Source organism: Kitasatospora sp. NPDC056076 (assembly GCF_042266305.1).
Classification (GTDB): domain Bacteria; phylum Actinomycetota; class Actinomycetes; order Streptomycetales; family Streptomycetaceae; genus Kitasatospora.
Genome location: NZ_JBHJWG010000015.1, coordinates 55,126 through 71,726, shown reverse-complemented (window position 1 = coordinate 71,726; position 16,601 = coordinate 55,126). Strand labels below are relative to the sequence as shown.

Sequence of the window (16,601 nt, the reverse complement as noted above, 5' to 3'; positions counted from 1 at the left end):
GATTTCCGGGCGGGTTTCCGGCCGGGTTCTCCGGTCGGGATTTTCCGGCCGGGTCGCTCGTCGGGCATGCGAGGATTCGGTCCATCAGCCTGACGAAGGAGTGCAGCGAGTGCCCGGCACCAACCTGACCCGCGACGAGGCCCGTACCCGGGCCGACCTCATCCGGGTGGACGCGTACGACATCGAGCTCGACCTCGGCTCGGCCCGCGAGGGCGGTACCTTCCGGTCCACGACCGTGGTCCGGTTCTCCGCCACGACCCCCGGCGCCGACAGCTTCATCGACCTCGTCGCCCCCGGCGTCGAGGAGATCACCCTCAACGGCACGTCGCTCGACCCGGCGAGCTTCGCCGACAGCCGCATCCCGCTGCCCGGCCTGGCGGCGGAGAACGAGCTGCGGGTCGTCGCGAACTGCGCCTACAGCAACACCGGCGAGGGCCTGCACCGGTTCGTCGACCCGGTCGACGGCGAGACCTACCTGTACACCCAGTTCGAGGTGCCGGACGCCCGCCGGGTCTACGCGAACTTCGAACAGCCCGACCTCAAGGCCACGTTCAGGTTCACCGTGACGGCCCCCACCGGCTGGGTCGTGGTGTCCAACTCGCCCACCCCCGAGCCGGTCGGCGAAGGCCCCACCCAGGTCTGGGAGTTCGAGCCCACCGGCCGGATCTCCAGCTACATCACCGCGCTCGTGGCCGGCCCGTACGTCGGGGTCTTCGACACCTACGAGAACGGCGAGCAGCGCGTGCCGCTGGCCGTGTACTGCCGCCCCTCGCTGCGCGAGTTCCTCGACGCCGAGGCGATCTTCGAGGTCACCAAGCAGGGCTTCGACTACTTCCAGGCGAAGTTCGACTTCCCGTACCCGTTCCCCAAGTACGACCAGCTCTTCGTCCCGGAGTTCAACGCCGGCGCGATGGAGAACGCGGGCGCCGTCACCCTGCGCGACCAGTACGTGTTCCGTTCCAAGGTCACCGACGCCGCGTACGAGGCGCGCGCCGCGACGATCCTGCACGAGCTCGCCCACATGTGGTTCGGCGACCTCGTCACCATGGAGTGGTGGAACGACCTCTGGCTCAACGAGTCCTTCGCGACCTTCGCCGAGGCCGTCTGCCAGGCCGAGGCCCCCAGCTCCAAGTGGCCGCACTCCTGGACCACCTTCGCCAACCAGATGAAGACCTGGGCCTACCGGCAGGACCAGCTGCCGTCCACCCACCCGATCATGGCGGAGATCAACGACCTGGAGGACGTCCAGGTCAACTTCGACGGCATCACCTACGCCAAGGGCGCCTCGGTGCTCAAGCAGCTGGTGGCGTACGTCGGCCAGGACGCCTTCTTCGAGGGCGTGCGCGCCTACTTCAAGCGCCACGCCTGGGGCAACACCCGGCTCAGCGACCTGCTCGGCGCCCTGGAGGAGGCCAGCGGACGCGACCTCAAGGCGTGGTCCAAGTCCTGGCTGGAGACGGCCGGCATCAACGTGCTGCGGCCGTCGGTGGTGCTGAACACGGACGGCGAGATCGAGTCCTTCGCCGTGCTGCAGGAGGCCCCCGCGCTGCCGGCCGGTGCCAAGGGCGAGGCCGTGCTGCGGCCTCACCGGATCGCGATCGGGTTCTACGAGCTGGTCGACGGTTCGCTGGTGCGGACGGACCGGATCGAGCTGGACGTCGACGGCCCGCGCACCGAGGTGCCGGAGCTGGTCGGCCGCCACCGCCCGGCCGTCGTGCTGCTGAACGACGACGACCTGTCGTACGCCAAGATCCGGCTGGACGAGGACTCGATGGCCGTCGTCACCGAGCACCTCGGCGGCTTCACCGAGTCGCTGCCGCGCGCGCTGTGCTGGGCCTCCGCCTGGGACATGACCCGCGACGGCGAACTGGCCGCCCGCGACTACCTGTCGCTGGCGCTCTCCGGCATCGGCCGGGAGAGCGACATCGGCGTCGTGCAGTCCGTGCAGCGCCAGGTCAAGCTGGCCCTGGACGCCTACACCGACCCGGACTGGAGCGAGCAGGGCCTGCTCCGCTGGGCCGCCGCCGCCGAGGAGCACCTGCGCACCGCCGAGGCCGGCAGCGACCACCAGCTGGCCTGGGCCCGCACCTTCGCCTCGGTCGCCCGCACGGACGCCCAGCTCGACCTGCTGGCCGGGCTGCTGGACGGCTCGGTCGAGCTCAAGGGCCTCGCCGTGGACACCGAGCTGCGCTGGGCGCTGCTCGCCCGGCTCTCCGCCACCGGCCGGGCCGACGAGGCCGCGATCGTCGCGGAGCTGGAGCGGGACAACACCGCGGCCGGCCAGGAGCACGCGGCCAGCTGCCGCTCCGCCCGCCCGACCGCGGAGGCCAAGGCCGCGGCCTGGGCCTCGGTGGTGGAGTCGGACACCCTCACCAACTACGTGCAGGAGGCCGTGATCGCGGGCTTCCAGCAGTCGGACCAGCGGGAGCTGCTGGCGCCGTACGCGGAGAAGTACTTCGCCGCGGTGAAGGACATCTGGGAGACCCGCAGCCACGAGATCTCGCAGCAGATCATCGTCGGCCTGTACCCGGCGTTCCAGGTGACGGAGGAGACGCTCGCCGCCACGGACGCCTGGCTGGCCTCGGCCGAGCCGGCGCCGGCGCTGCGCCGTCAGGTCGTCGAGTCGCGGGCCGGGATCGAGCGCGCGCTCAAGGCCCAGGTGGTCGACAAGGCGGCCGGGGCTCGCTGAGCCGGCCGGTGACCTGCCGTTGAAGGCCCGAAGGGGCGCCGGACGGATCGTCCGGCGCCCCTTCGGGGTTCCTGCGGGTCCTGGTGGACCGTGCTGCCCAACGCCTGCCGCGCGTCCTCGGTGGACGCGGCGGTTTCTCGCGAGGCTTCTCGCGGTTACTTCTTCTTCTTGCCGTAGGGCAGACCCGCGAGGGCCGCGATGACGACGAACGCGGCGAGCGGGATCAGCACGTACAGGCCGATGGTCTGGCCGACGCTCAGGCCGGCACCCGGGTCGTCGCCGTCGTCCCTGGTGAGGGCCATGGCGGGCGACGACAGCAGCATCATCAGCGTGACCGTTGCGGAGACCGCGCCGGCTCGCAAAGCGTTCCTCTTGTCCACGATTCCAACTTACCCGCCGCTTACGGGAGGGCGCGCGTCGGGGTGGTGCTGGGGGTTCCGCTTGCGGGTTCCGGCCTACGGGGTCCGGGGGTCGGAGGGTGTGTCGCCGGCTGTGAGGAGCCGGCCGAGCAGGCGGGCGGTGGGGGCGGCGGCGAGGCGCTCCAGGGTGACCGGGGCGCCCGTGCCGTCGGCGATCGGCAGGCGCCAGTTCGGGTACTGGTCCCAGGTGCCCGGCAGGTTCTGCGGGCGCGGATCGCCGACCAGGTCCGGCAGCCAGACGCCCACCAGCTCGGCCGGGGTCCGGTCCAGGAAGCGGTACAGCGCGGGCATGGCGAGCGGCTCGTCGGGCGCGAGCAGGCCGAGGGCGGTCAGTTCGGCCCGCCAGGCCGCCAGTTCGTCGGCGGCCTCCTGCTGCTCCTCCGCGAGCGGGCGGGCCAGCAGGCCCAGGCGGTGGCGCAGCTCGACGTGCTCGCCGGAGAGGCGGGCGGCGGTGCTCGGCAGGTCGTGGGTGGTGAGGGTGGCCAGGCAGCCGGGGCGCCAGCGGTCGGGGGGCAGGATGCCGCCGTCGGACTGCCAGTCCCGTTCGAACCAGAGGACGGAGGTGCCGAGGATGCCCCGGTCCGCCAGCTCCTCCCGGACGCCCGGCTCGACCGTGCCCAGGTCCTCGCCGATCACGGCGGTACCGGCCCGGTGGGCCTCCAGGGCCAGCACGCCGAGCATCGCCTCGGCGTCGTAGCGGACGTAGGCGCCCTCGGTGGGGGGATGGCCCTCGGGCACCCACCAGAGGCGGAACAGGCCCATCACGTGGTCGATGCGGAGCGCTCCGGCGTGCCTCGCCGCTGCTCGCAGGAGTTCCGCGTACGGGGCGTAGCCGGCCTTCGCCAGGGCGTCCGGGCGCCAGGGCGGCAGGCCCCAGTCCTGGCCGTGGGCGTTGAAGGCGTCCGGCGGGGCGCCGGTCGAGATGCCGCCGGCCAGCACGTCCTGGAGCGCCCAGGCGTCGGCACCGTCCGGGTGGACGCCGACGGCGAGGTCGTGGACCAGGCCGACCGGCATGCCCGCGTCCCGGGCGGCGCGCTGGGCGGCGGCGAGCTGCTGGTCGACCTGCCAGGCGAGCCAGCGGTGGAACTCGACCGCGTCCTGGAGTTCCTTGGCCGCCTGCTCGATCTGTGGGCCGTTCGGGTGACGCAGGCCCTTCGGCCAGTGGTGCCAGTCGGCGCCGTGCACCTCGGCGATCGCGTTCCAGAGCGCGTGGCGGCGCAGCCACTCCCCCTCGCGGCGCTGGTACGCCTCGTAACCGGCCTGGCGGCCGGGACCGCGCGGGACTTCGTGGAGGAGTTCCAGCGCCTCGCGCTTGAGCGCCCAGACGGCGTCCCGGTCGACCAGGCCGTCGTGGGTGAGGACCTCCTCGCGCAGCCGGGCCGCGCGGCGGGCGAGGTCGTCGGTGGCCGTCCGCTGGGCCGGCGTCAGGTGGCCGTACTCGGGGACGGCCTCGACCCGCAGGTGCACGGGGTCGGCGAAGCGGCGGGAGGAAGGGCGGTACGGGGAGGGGTCGGAGGGGGTGCCGGGGGTCGCGGGCAGGGCCTGGTGCAGCGGGTTGATCTGCACGAAGCCCGCGCCGAGGGCGGCGCCCGCCCACCCGGCGAGTTCGGCGAGGTCCCCCAGGTCGCCCATGCCCCAGGAGCGGTCGGACAGCACGGAGTACAGCTGGGCGAGGAACCCCCAGCTGCGGCCGGGGAGTCGGGGCAGCTGCTGCGGGGCGACGACGAGCGGGGCCTGCTGCTGCTTCTCGCCGCTCGCTGCGGTGAGGGTGTGCCGGCCGAGCGGGAGGTCCGCGGGCAGCCAGTGCGAGTGGCCGCGCGGCAACTCCCAACTGCCGCCGCCCTCCAGCTCCACGTACAGCCGGACGTCGGCCGGTACGTCCAGCGCGGTGCGGCGGCCCTGCCGGACCACGATGCACGGCGGCAGCAACCGCTCCCGCTGCTCGGCCCGGTGGCGCTCCAGCGCCTCCCGCACCTCCTCCGGCGACCCGGCCGCCACCCCCAGCGCCCCCAGCACCGCCACCAGCGTCCGCGCCCCCACTGTCTGCCCCCCGGCCCCCGGGTACCGGGTGTCCACCCCGTACGCCCGTGCCAGCGCGACCAGTTCGGCGGGCGGCGGCGGCGCGTCCTGCGCCGGGACCTTCCGTCCTTCGGCTCCGTCACTGTCGTGGTAAGCGGCCACTCGCGGCTCCTGCGATGTCTCGGCAACGCCTGGTCAGGACTCCCAAGTCCTACCCGGGTAACCGCGCGGCGACGCTGTGCGACACGAGTGCGCCTGGTGGTTCGCCCGGTGGCTCAAGAGGTGGCCAGGGGGGTGACGGAGGGTCAGGCCAACGGGATATTCCGGTGCAAACTCGGCATAGCCGTCGGTGACGTTGACACCGGTTCGGGTAGCTGGTGGGGTTGCTCGCATTGTGGTCCAGGCCTGGCGAGGAGGCCCCTGTGCAAGCCCGTGTGTCCGTGGTGGCCGGGCGGCGGCTGCGTCAGCAGTTGGAGCAGAGTCCGGTGCTGCGCGAGGTGCTGGACCATCCGACGGCGTTGGCGGCCCGGCGGGCGACGGCGCGGACGTGTCGTCAGCTGGTGCCGCGGACCGCGGACCGGCTGATCGCCGACCTCAAGGGGACGGAGCCGCTGCTGGCGTCGGTGCGGGCGGAGCGCGCGGCCGGGCGGCCGGGGCGGCGGACCCTGCAGATCGCGGCCGGGGTGGTGACCGCGGCGGTGGTCGGCGGGCTGCTGGCCGGGCCGATGCCCTCGGTGGCGTACGCGGCGGGCCCCGGGCCGGACGTGGTGAGCACCGCGCCCCAGACGCCGCTGGGCAGCGTGACGAACCCCCAGGTGTTCCCGCACCCGCAGGAGCAGACTGCGGCCGGACGGGCCGTCACCGTGCCGACCGCCGTGACGCTGGTGACCGCGCCCAAGGTGGACCGGGGCGCGGTGGACGCCGTCCGCGAGGTGCTGACCGTCGCCGGGGCCACCGTGCTGACCCCCCAGGCCGACGGCGGCACCCCCGCCGCCGGCTCGCTGGTGGTGTACATCGGCGGGCCCGCCGAGGGCGCCGAGGGCGAGGTCGACCGGACGCTGCGCCAGCTCGCGGCCGCGGCCGGCGGCAAGGACGGCGGCGCGCCGTCCACCGCGGGCATGCCGCCCGGCGGCTACGTGCTGTCCGCCGGCCAGCTGCCCGCCCAGGGCGGCGGCACGTACGGCACGGTGGTGCTCGCGGGCGCCGACGCGACCGGCACCTTCTACGCCGCGCAGAGCCTGCGCCAGCTGCTCGCCGCCGTACCCGCGGGTCAGGGCCAGGGGCCGGGCGCGGCCGGGCTCGGCCTGCCCGGCATCACCCTGCGGGACTGGCCCAGCGGCGCGCCGGTGCGCGGCACCGCGGAGGCCTTCTACGGCACCCCGTGGACCGCCCAGCAGCGGCTCGACCAGGTGGACTTCCTGGGCCGCTCCAAGCAGAACTTCTACCTCTACGCCCCGGGCGACGACCCGTTCCGGCTCAGCCGCTGGCGCGACGCCTACCCCGCCAACCAGCAGTCCGAGCTGCGCGAACTCGGCGACCGGGCCCGGCAGAACCACGTCACCCTCGGCTACGCGATCGACCCCGGGCAGTCCCTCTGCTTCAGTTCCGGCAAGGACGTCGACGCCCTGGTCGCCAAGCTGGACGGGCTGCGCAAGCTCGGCTTCACCGCGTTCCAGCTGCAGTTCCTGGACGTCAGCTACGACGAGTGGCACTGCGACGACGACCAGGACGAGTACGGCCGCGGCCCGGCCGCCGCCGCCAAGGCGCAGGCCGCGCTGGTCAAGAAGGTCCAGGACCGGCTGGTCGCCAGGAACCCGGGGCTGGCGCCGCTGTCGATCGTCCCCACCGAGTACCACAAGCAGGGCTCCACGCCCTACCGCAAGGCCCTGGCCGACGCGCTGCCCGGCGGCGTGCAGGTCGCCTGGAGCGGCGGCGGGGCGATCCCGGAGAAGATCACCGGCGCCCAGGCCTCCGACACCGGCAGCCTGTACGGGCACCCGCTGGTCACCATGGACAACTACCCGGTCAACGACGCCAGCCCGGACCGGCTCTTCCTCGGCGCCTACACCGGCCGCGAACCCGAGGTGGCGACCCGCTCCGCGGTGCTGCTGACCGGCGCCATGCAGCAGCCGGTGGCCTCCCGGATAGCCCTCGCCACGGCCGGCGACTTCGCCTGGAACCCGACCGGCTACAAGCCCGAGGACTCCTGGCAGGCGGCCGTGCGCTCGCTGGCCGGGCCGACCGGCGCCAACGCCACCCCCGCCGGCTCGGCCCTGGCCGCCGTCCAGGCGCTGGCCGGCAACAGCACCTCCTCCCCGCTGGCCAAGCAGGAGTCCGGCTACCTCCAGCCGCTGCTCGACCAGTTCTGGGCCAACGCCGAACCCACCTCCGGCGCCACCCCGGACCTCGCCAAGCTGATAGCGGCCGCGGGCCCGCTGCGGGACGCCTTCACCGCCATGGCCGGCGCCCGGCAGACCCTGGCCGGCACCGACGCCACCGCCCAGCTGGCCGCCGAGGCCGGCCCCTGGCTCGGCCCGCTGCGCGACTACGGGCTGGCCGGGCAGGCCGCCCTCGACATGCTGCTGGCCCAGCACGGCGGCGACGGCGCGGCGGCCTGGAAGGCCCGGGTGCAGCTCAACCGGCTGCGCGCCCAGCTCGCCCAGGCCCCGGCGACCATCGGCGCGGGGGTGCTCGCGCCCTTCCTGGACCGGGCCGTGCGCGCCGCCGACAACTGGTCGGGCGTGGTCAGCGGCGGGGTCACCCCCACCACCAGCATGGGCACCGCGCAGGACCACCTGCCCGCGCTGATGACCGACGGCCAGGCCGACACCTTCTACTGGAGCTCCGCTCCCCCGCAGCCCGGCGACTCCGTCGGCGTCGACCTCGGCGCCGGGCGGCCGATCAGCGGCGTCACCGTGCTGATGGGCGGCTGGGGCAACGGCCCCGACGCCCGCACCGCCGTGGACGACTACATCCGCGACGGCGTGCTGGAGTACAGCACCGGCGCGGGCGGCTGGCAGCAGCTCGCCGTGGTGAAGAACCAGAAGACGGTCAGCGCCCAGCTGCCGCCCGGCACCGTGGTGCGGGCCGTACGGCTGCGGGCCACCGCCGCCCAGAAGACCGCCGTCGCGGTGCGCGAGTTCACCGTCACCGCCCCCGACGAGTCCCCGGCCAGCGTCACCGGCGGCCCCGCCGCGCTGCCCGGCTCCTCGGCCGCCGCCGTCCTGGACGGCAACCCGGACACCGCGTACCGCGCCGCCAAGGCGCCCACCGCGCAGGACGAGCCGCTCACCGTCGAGCTCGGCGCGGCCCGCCCGCTGGACCGGCTGACCGTGCTCACCGACCCCACCGTGCACGCCAGCGCCACCGTCGCGGTGCGCCGCGCCGACGGCGGCTGGACGGACATCGGCGTCATCCAGCCCGGCTACAACGAGCTGCCGGCCGGCGGGCAGGTCGCCGACGCGTTCCGGATCACCTGGAAGCCCGGCGGCGACCCGCCGGTGGTCAACCAGGTCATCCCCTGGTACGCGGACATCCCGGCGGCCCGGCTGAGCCTGGCCGACCCGGCCCTGGACGTGGTCACCGGCGCGGCCTCGCCCGCCAGGACCCAGGCCACCGTGGAGGCCGGCCGCCCCGAGGGCACCACCGGCGAACTGCGGGTCGAGGTGCCGGCCGCCGCCAAGGGGCTCACCGTCACCCCGGCCGGGCCGGTCACCGTGCCGCGCGGCGGCCGGGTGGGCGTGCCGCTGCTGGTCACCGCCGTACCGGGCACGCCCTCCGGGACGTACCAGGTGCCGGTGTCCTACGTGGCGGGCGGCACCACCGTGAAGCAGGTGCTGCAGGTCCACGTGGTGCCGCCGACCGGCGGGCCGGACCTGGCGCCCGGCTCCCAGGCCTCCTCCTCGGGCGACGAGACCCCGAACTTCCCGGCCGCAGCGGTCGCCGACGGCGACCCGAAGACCCGCTGGTCCTCGCCGGCCAAGGACGACGCCTGGGTGCAGCTGGCGCTGCCGCAGGCCGTCCACCTGGGCGCGGCGACGCTGCACTGGCAGTCCGCGTACGCCTCCTCGTACAAGATCCAGGTCTCCTCGGACGGCAGCAGCTGGACGGACGCCGCGACGGTCGACAACGGCAAGGGCGGGGACGAGACGGTGCGCTTCGACGCCTCGAACGTCCGGTACGTACGGATGCAGGGCGTGGCGCGGGCCACCAAGTTCGGCTACTCGCTGTACGGGATCGAGCTCTACGCCGTCACGGCGCCGGCCGCTCCGCCGCAGCCGCCGACCCCGCCGCCGACCCCGCCGGTGGCCCCGGCGGGCCAGCCGGGGACGCAGCCCGGCACGCAGCCCGGCACGCCGGCGGTGCCGCCCAAGCAGTGAACGCGGCGGGCCGCCGGGCTCCCCTTCGCGGGGGGCGCGGCGGCCCATGAGGCGCGTACCGACGGTGTGACGGGCGGGCCCTTGTGGTGCTGGGGTCAGGCGGAGAGCGGTTCGGGCTGCTCGCCGCGGCGGACGGGGGCGGGGTGGGCGACGTGCGCCCGGCCGATCGGGACGGAGTGGTTCGGCTCCGTATGGTCGTGGTGCTCGTACTCGCCCCACTGCGGGGCGCGCAGTTGGTCACCGCCGCCGTACGGCTCCAGGTAGGGCCGCCAGCGCGGGTCCTTGATCCCGGTGCCGATGATCCGCCAGGCGAGGCCGCTGGGCGGTGCGGGCGGGCGTTTCATCCGCCAGCCGAGCTCGGTCAGGTGGCGGTCGGCCTTGGTGTGGTTGCAGCGGCGGCAGGCCGCCACCACGTTGTCCCACCGGTGCTGGCCGCCCCGACTGCGCGGGATGACGTGGTCGACGCTGGTTGCGGCGGCCCCGCAGTAGACGCAGCGGCCGTGGTCCCGGGCGAACAGCGCCCGGCGGGTGAGCGGGACGGGCCCGCAGAACGGGACCCGCACGAAGCGGGTCAGGCGGACGACGGACGGCGCCGGAAGGGCGCTGGTGGCGCTGTGCAGAGTGACTCCCGAGTCCTCCAGGCTGACCGCCTTGTGGTTGAGGACCAGGATGAGTGCGCGGCGCATCGATACGACGCCGAGTGGCTCGTAGGACGCGTTGAGGACCAGGACATGCGGCACGGATGCCTCCTTGGACGCCTGCGGCGCGTGGCTCGCGCCGGGACGAGCGGTTGGATCGCGCAACGAGTGCGTGATCTCCCCCAGTGTCGCCTTACGCCTTCGTACGGCGCCACCACTCCTGTGTAACGGACCTGACGTGAACTCCGGGTGTGGTCTCCGTCATACCCCGTAGTACCCGGTATGCCCTGGGGAAGGTCCACTTGCACCCCCGCGCCGCCGGGCCCGGCGCGGCGGACCGCCGGGGGGTGCGGCTCGGCCGGTCGGAGCAGCGCCGGGGGCCGTACGGCGGGCGGGGGCGCGGCCGTTCGGGGGTGGTGGGACCGGTGGTGCGGGGGTGGTGGGGGGACGGTGCCGGGGCGGTGCGGGCCGCGCGGGCCGGGGAGCGCACCGGGGCGTTGACGGGGCGTCCGGGACGGGCCGCACGCCCGCCGGTGTGTCCGGGCTGGTGTTCGGTGCCGGATAGGCTGGCCCGCACGGTCCGCGGGCCGCTCGTGCGGCGCGGGACCGGGTCACGCCCCCAGCAAGGAAGGTCCCGCACGTGTTCCGCTCCGGCGCCACCGGTCCGACCGACGCGTCCTCGACGCTCTCCACCCCGACGCCGGCCCCCTCCGCCACCACACCGCAACTGCCGGACCTGCGCATCCCCACCAGCGCGCAGGAGGTCACCGACACCACCAAGCAGGCGGCCAGCTGGTTCGACACCCACTGGCAGAGCTGGCTGGCCGGCGGCCTCCGGATCGTCCTCATCATCGTGCTGGCCCTGGTGCTGCGGGCCGTGGTGAACAAGCTGGTCACCCAGCTGATAGCGCGGATGACGCGCAGCCACGACCAGCACCGGGAGGAGAGCCGGTTCGGCGGGCTGCTGGCCAACCACGGGGTGGTCAACCCGGAGCGGCGGCAGCAGCGCTCGGAGGCGATCGGCTCGGTGCTGCGCAGCCTGGCCTCCTTCACCATCCTGGGCACGGCCGCGCTGATGGTGCTCTCCGCGCTCGGGATGAACCTGGCGCCGCTGCTGGCGAGCGCCGGTGTGGCCGGTGTGGCGATCGGTTTCGGCGCCCGCAACCTGGTCACGGACTTCCTCTCCGGGGTCTTCATGATCATGGAGGACCAGTACGGCGTCGGCGACGAGATCGACACCGGGGTGGCCACCGGCACCGTGCTGGAGGTCGGCCTGCGGGTCACCAAGCTGCGCGGGGCCAACGGCGAGATCTGGTACATCCGCAACGGCGAGGTGAAGCGGATCGCCAACATGAGCCAGGGCTGGGCGACCGCCTCGGTGGACGTGCAGGTCGGGTACAAGGAGGACCTCCAGCGGGTCGAGGACCTCATCCAGGAGACCGCCGAGGCGCTGTCCAAGGAGGCGCCGTACGACGAACTGGTCTGGGCGCCGGTCTCGATCCTCGGCGTCGAGTCGGTGGCGGCCGACTCGGTCGTGGTCCGGATCGAGGCCCGCACGGCCCCGGGCAAGGCGCCCCTGATCTCCCGGGCACTGCGCCAGCGGCTCAAGACGACCTTCGACCTGGCCGGGATCAAGGTCAAGGAGGAGGCCGCCGCCGTCGCCACCGGCGTCTCGATCACCGCGGCGGAGCCCTCCCCGCCCTCCGCCCTCGCCGACCCCACCTCGCCCCGCTACCGCGCCACCGAGCCCATCCCCCAGCCGAAGCCCCCGACGGACGACCCGACGCTCACCAAGCCGTAACGGTTCGGCGGTACACAGAGCCCCGCTCCCCACCACGATGGGGGCGGGGCTCTCCGCTTCCCCGCGGGGCGGGAGGTCACGGATCTACGGGCAGGGCACGCCGTGCTCCAGATAGACGGTCGCGGCCGATCAGCAGCTCTACCCGGTCGAGTGCGGCCTGCGTGGACTCGATCAGCCCGGTGTCCTCCTTGGCGATCCGCAGTCGCAGCGCTTCTTGGAGATGGGCCCGGGCATCCGCGAGGCCGCCGCGCTCCATGAGGTGCTTGCCGGTGTGCTGGAGGGCGAAGTCGACGAGCTCCGGGTGCCGGCTTCGCGCGGTGTTCAGTGCGCTGCGGTAGAGCGCGTCCGCCGTCTGGACGTCACCGGCGTAGCGGTGTGCGTCGCCGAGGTTGAGCCCGGTGGCGACGACGGCCCGCTTTTCGGCTCCGGACGGATGCGTCCGGAGCCGAATCACCCTGCGTCGCACCCCGTTCCGCCGCGATCACGATCGCGCCGGAACGGCGAAGGAAACCTTGCCTGACCCACAGCCTTCCCATCTCCTGAGCAGGAAGTCGGTCTGGCCGACTTCCTGCTCAGCGGACCCGAACGCTGCCGTCGCCGCTTCGGCCCTACCGAAACGGCGACGGGCGGCGGGTGGCGGGGGATCGCTTGCCGGGTGGGTGAATGGGTGAATGGCCTTTTGGCGGCGGCATCCTCATCGGAGGAGGCCGCCGCGCCTGAATTCAGCGGCTGGGCACAGGCAGATGGTTTCTCCAGCCAGCCCCGCCCCCGGTTGGGTGGGGGCGGGGCCCGCCGTGGGTCCGGTAACGCTTCGGCATCCGAGGGTGTGGGGGGCATTGACACTGTGCTGACGGGGATCGTACGGTCCTGTTCCGAGCGACTGGAAAGTTTCCTAACAGTTCACGCAGGGGCGGCGGAAGGGGAGGATCCCGGCATGACCAAGAGCACCGCCAAGGCTCCACTCGCCGGTACGCCGAGCCTGTTGCGCGCCATCAACGACCGGGCCGCGCTGGAACTGCTGCTGGAGAACGGGCCGTTGTCCCGGACGCAGATCGGCGCGTTGACCGGGTTGTCGAAGCCGACGGCCTCGCAGTTGCTGTCCCGGCTGGAGGCGGCCGGGCTGGTGCTGCCGGTCGGGACGACGGAGGGTGGGCCGGGGCCCAACGCGCAGCTGTACCAGGTGAATCCGGCGGCCGGGTACGTGGCCGGGCTGGACGTCACCAACAGCGGGATCCGGGTCGCCGTCGCCGACATCACCGGCAACACACTGACCGAGCACACCGTGTCGACCAAGGGCGTCCCGGCCGCCGGGACGGTGCCGCGGGTGGCCGCGGCCGTCGCCGAGGCGGTGCGCGCCGCCGGGGTGCCCGCGGGGGGTCTGCGGACGGTCGCGATCGGGCTCGGCGGTGCGCCGGACCCGGTCACCGGGAAGCTGCGCTACGCCTCGCACCTGCCCGGTTGGCACTCGCCGCGGCTGGTGGAGGAGCTGACCGGGGCGATCGGCGCGCCGGTGTCGATCGAGAACGACGTGAACCTGGCCGCGGTCGCCGAGCAGGTCTCCGGTGCGGCGGCCGGCTTCGAGGACTTCGTGCTGCTCTGGGCCGAGTCGGGGGTCGGCGCCGCGGTCGTGATCGCCGGGCGGCTGCACCGCGGCTTCACCGGCGGCGCCGGGGAGGTCGGCTACATGCCGGTGCCCGGCTCGCCGGTCGAGTGGGACGCCCGCCGCCGCAAGTTCGGCGGCTTCCAGGACCAGGTCGGGGCGGTCGCCGTCCGGACCCTGGCCCGCGAGCACGGGCTCGGCGCGCCCACCGCCGAGGAGTCGGTCGCCAAGGCCCTGGAGACCCCGGGTGCCGGCGACGCGTTCCTCACCGAACTGGCCGGGCGGCTCGCCGTCGGGCTGTCCGTGATCGTCGCCGTGGTCGACCCCCAGCTGGTGGTCCTCTCCGGCGCGGTGCCGAACGCGGGCGGCGAACGCCTGCGCGCGCTCGTCGAGGACGAACTGGCCCGGGTCTGCCACGCCCGGCCGGAGATCCGCAGCAGTGCCCTGTCCGGTTCGCCCGTCCTGCTCGGCGCCCTGCAACGGGCCCTCACGGACGCCCGTGAGGCGGTCTTCTCCACCCACTAGCGCTCCCCGCTCCCCCCGCTCCCCTGCTCCCGCCCTGCTCCCGCCCCGCTCCCGCTCCCCAAGACGCCCTGCACCCACCTCTCCCCCAACCCCTACGCGGGCCCCGAGGCAATGACGCCTGTCCGCGCACCCCCAGGAGGACCTCGAAGTGCACGCCACCCCCTCCCGCAGAGGCCGCCGCACCGTCGCCGCCGTCGCCGGCAGCGCCGTCCTGGCCCTGCTCGCCTCCGCCTGCACCGGTTCCAGCGAGTCCGGCGGCAACGACGACTCCGCCAGCGGCAAGGACGTCACCATCACCTTCTGGCACGGCTGGAGCCAGGACAACGAGGTGAAGGCGATCAACGACACCATCGCCGCCTTCGAGAAGGCCCACCCCAACATCCACGTCAAGCCGGTCGGCAACGTCGCGGACGACAAGGTCAACCAGGCCCTGCGGGCCGGCGGGGACGACGCGCCGGACGTGGTGTCCTCCTTCACCACCAACAACGTCGGCATGTTCTGCTCGACGAAGGCGTTCGTCGACCTCAAGCCCCAGCTGCAGAAGAGCGGCATCGACGCGGCCAAGACCTTCCCGGCCGCGATGCTCAACTACACCCAGTTCCAGGGCAACCAGTGCTCGCTGCCGCTGCTCGGCGACGCGTACGGCCTGTACTACAACAAGAAGGCCTTCGCCGCGGCCGGCATCTCCGCGCCGCCGAAGACCTTCAGCGAGTTCGCCGCGGACGCCAAGGCGCTGACGCTTGCCGACGGCGACTCGTACAAGCAGCTCGGCTTCATGCCGCTGTACCACGGCTACGAGTCCACCACCGAGCACTTCCTCGGCCAGTACGGCGCCACCTACTTCGGCGCCGACGGCAAGTCGAACCTGGCCGCCGACCCCAAGGTCGCCGCGATGCTCGACTGGCAGAAGGGCATGGTCGACCAGCTCGGCGGCTACGCCAAGCTGGAGAAGTACCGCGCCACCTTCGGCGAGGAGTTCAGCGCCAAGAACCCCTTCCACACCGGTCAGGTCGCGATGGCCATCGACGGTGAGTGGCGGACCGCCTCGCTCGCCGAGAACAAGCCCGACTTCGACTGGGCCACCGCGCCGTTCCCGGTGCCGGACGACCAGGCCGACACCTACGGCCGCGGCTACCAGACCGGCACCATCGTCGGCATCGCCAGCACCAGCAAGAAGCAGACCGCGGCCTGGGAGTTCGTGAAGTTCCTGACCACCGACACGGACGCCGTGGTCAACTTCGCCAACGCCATCCACAACGTGCCGAGCACCTTCGACGCGCTGAGCTCGCCGAAGCTGGTCAGCGACCCGAACTTCAAGACCTTCCTGGACGTCGCCAAGAACCCGAACTCGGGCACCACCCCGGCCAGCGTCAACGGCGGCGCCTACATCGTCTCGCTGCAGAACCTCGGCTACGACTACGAGTCCGGCAAGCAGACCGACCTCAAGGCGGGCCTCGCCGCCACGGCCAAGCAGGTCGACACCGACATCGCCCAGGCGAAGTAGCGGGAACGGTCCACGGAGCACCCCATGTCAATCGCGTTCGGCACCCGCAAGGGCGCCGCGACCACCGACCCGGCGACGCCCTCCACGCAGCAGCTGCTGCGCCGGAAGCGCCGCCGGGAGGCGGCCCGCACCCTCGCCTTCCTCTCCCCCTGGCTGATCGGGTTCAGCGTCTTCTTCGTCTACCCGCTGGTCTCCACCGCCTACTTCTCCTTCACCCGGTACAACGGCATCGGCGCCGCGACCTTCAACGGCCTCAAGAACTGGGACTACGTCCTCAACCAGCTGCCGACCTTCTGGCAGGGCCTGCGCAACACCCTGTGGCTGGTGCTGATCATGGTGTCGCTGCGGGTCGCCTTCGGGCTCGGCATCGGGATGCTGATCACCAAGGTCAAGACCGGCGCGGGCTTCTTCCGCACCGTCTTCTACCTGCCGTACCTGGCCCCGCCGGTGGCCGCCACCGTCGCCTTCGCCTTCCTGCTCAACCCGGGCACCGGCCCGCTGAACCACCTGCTGGGCGAGCTCGGCCTGCCGCAGCCCGGCTGGTTCGCCGACCCGGACTGGTCCAAGCCCGCGCTCACCCTGCTCGCCATGTGGGGCATCGGCGACCTGATGGTCATCTTCATGGCCTCGCTGCTGGACGTGCCCAAGGAGCAGTACGAGGCGGCCGAACTGGACGGCGCCGGCCCGTTCCAGCGGTTCCGGTACGTCACGCTGCCGAACATCTCGCCGATCATCATGTTCGCGGTGGTCACCGGGGTCATCCAGACCATGCAGTACTACACCCAGGCGATCGTCGCCGGGAAGGTCGCCAGCGGCATCGCGGGCAACTCCGGCCAGCAGTTCGAACCCGGCTACCCCCAGGGCTCCACCTGGACCCTGCCCCAGATGGTCTACAACCTCGGCTTCCAGCGCTTCAACTACGGCGCGGCCTGCGCCGTCGCGATGGTGCTGTTCGTCATCTCGATGGCCGTCACCTCGATCCTGCTCCGCCGCAAGTCCGGCTTCATGGCGAGCGACGACTAGCGGA

At 73.2% G+C, this 16,601-nt stretch carries 10 protein-coding genes; 6 read left to right on the top strand and 4 right to left on the bottom strand.

Annotated features, from left to right (window positions below):
• Positions 1–109 precede the first annotated feature (109 nt).
• On the top strand, positions 110–2,689 hold the full coding sequence (gene pepN / locus ACFC1T_RS14995; RefSeq protein WP_375888273.1) for an aminopeptidase N: 2,580 nt from the start codon (positions 110–112) through the stop codon (positions 2,687–2,689).
• A 155-nt stretch (positions 2,690–2,844) separates the two neighbouring features.
• On the opposite strand, the gene ACFC1T_RS14990 is transcribed toward pepN, so the two are convergent.
• A complete protein-coding gene (locus ACFC1T_RS14990) occupies positions 2,845–3,069 on the bottom strand; it encodes a hypothetical protein (RefSeq protein WP_188303613.1) in 225 nt (74 codons plus the stop codon).
• Between the two features lie 75 nt (positions 3,070–3,144).
• A complete protein-coding gene (gene malQ, locus ACFC1T_RS14985) occupies positions 3,145–5,289 on the bottom strand; it encodes a 4-alpha-glucanotransferase (protein ID WP_375888270.1) in 2,145 nt (714 codons plus the stop codon).
• A 260-nt stretch (positions 5,290–5,549) separates the two neighbouring features.
• Between malQ and ACFC1T_RS14980 the strand changes: the two genes are divergently transcribed.
• Positions 5,550–9,506 carry a beta-N-acetylglucosaminidase domain-containing protein gene (locus ACFC1T_RS14980; protein WP_375888268.1) on the top strand — a complete coding sequence of 1,319 codons (3,957 nt, stop codon included), beginning with the start codon at positions 5,550–5,552 and terminating at the stop codon, positions 9,504–9,506.
• Between the two features lie 95 nt (positions 9,507–9,601).
• Here the strand turns inward: ACFC1T_RS14980 and ACFC1T_RS14975 are convergent, their stop codons facing one another.
• Positions 9,602–10,246: an HNH endonuclease gene (locus tag ACFC1T_RS14975; RefSeq protein ID WP_375888265.1), complete on the bottom strand. Its 645-nt coding sequence runs from the start codon at positions 10,244–10,246 to the stop codon at positions 9,602–9,604.
• Between the two features lie 538 nt (positions 10,247–10,784).
• On the opposite strand from ACFC1T_RS14975, the gene ACFC1T_RS14970 reads away from it, so the two are divergent.
• Positions 10,785–11,945 carry a mechanosensitive ion channel family protein gene (locus ACFC1T_RS14970; RefSeq protein WP_375888264.1) on the top strand — a complete coding sequence of 387 codons (1,161 nt, stop codon included), beginning with the start codon at positions 10,785–10,787 and terminating at the stop codon, positions 11,943–11,945.
• Positions 11,946–12,021: 76 nt separating this feature from the next.
• Here the strand turns inward: ACFC1T_RS14970 and ACFC1T_RS14965 are convergent, their stop codons facing one another.
• Entirely contained in the window at positions 12,022–12,399 is a 378-nt protein-coding gene (locus ACFC1T_RS14965) for a hypothetical protein (RefSeq protein ID WP_375888262.1), read from the bottom strand.
• 480 nt (positions 12,400–12,879) lie between these two features.
• Between ACFC1T_RS14965 and ACFC1T_RS14960 the strand changes: the two genes are divergently transcribed.
• From ACFC1T_RS14960 to ACFC1T_RS14950, 3 genes are all read left to right on the top strand, one after another.
• Positions 12,880–14,070: an ROK family transcriptional regulator gene (locus ACFC1T_RS14960; RefSeq protein WP_375888260.1), complete on the top strand. Its 1,191-nt coding sequence runs from the start codon at positions 12,880–12,882 to the stop codon at positions 14,068–14,070.
• A gap of 148 nt (positions 14,071–14,218) precedes the next feature.
• Positions 14,219–15,574 (top strand): ABC transporter substrate-binding protein, encoded by a 1,356-nt coding sequence (locus ACFC1T_RS14955; protein WP_375888257.1) that lies wholly within the window; start codon positions 14,219–14,221, stop codon positions 15,572–15,574.
• 24 nt (positions 15,575–15,598) lie between these two features.
• The gene (locus tag ACFC1T_RS14950; RefSeq protein WP_375888255.1) at positions 15,599–16,597 is read left to right on the top strand and encodes a carbohydrate ABC transporter permease; all 999 of its coding nucleotides are present in this window, start codon (positions 15,599–15,601) and stop codon (positions 16,595–16,597) included.
• Positions 16,598–16,601: the final 4 nt, after the last annotated feature.

What these genes read in the sequence shown, in the direction of transcription:
- ACFC1T_RS14960 (WP_375888260.1), top strand. Translation starts at nt 12,880, where the DNA reads ATGACCAAGAGCACCGCCAAGGCTCCACTCGCCGGTACGCCGAGCCTG.
- ACFC1T_RS14950 (WP_375888255.1), top strand. Translation starts at nt 15,599, where the DNA reads ATGTCAATCGCGTTCGGCACCCGCAAGGGCGCCGCGACCACCGACCCG.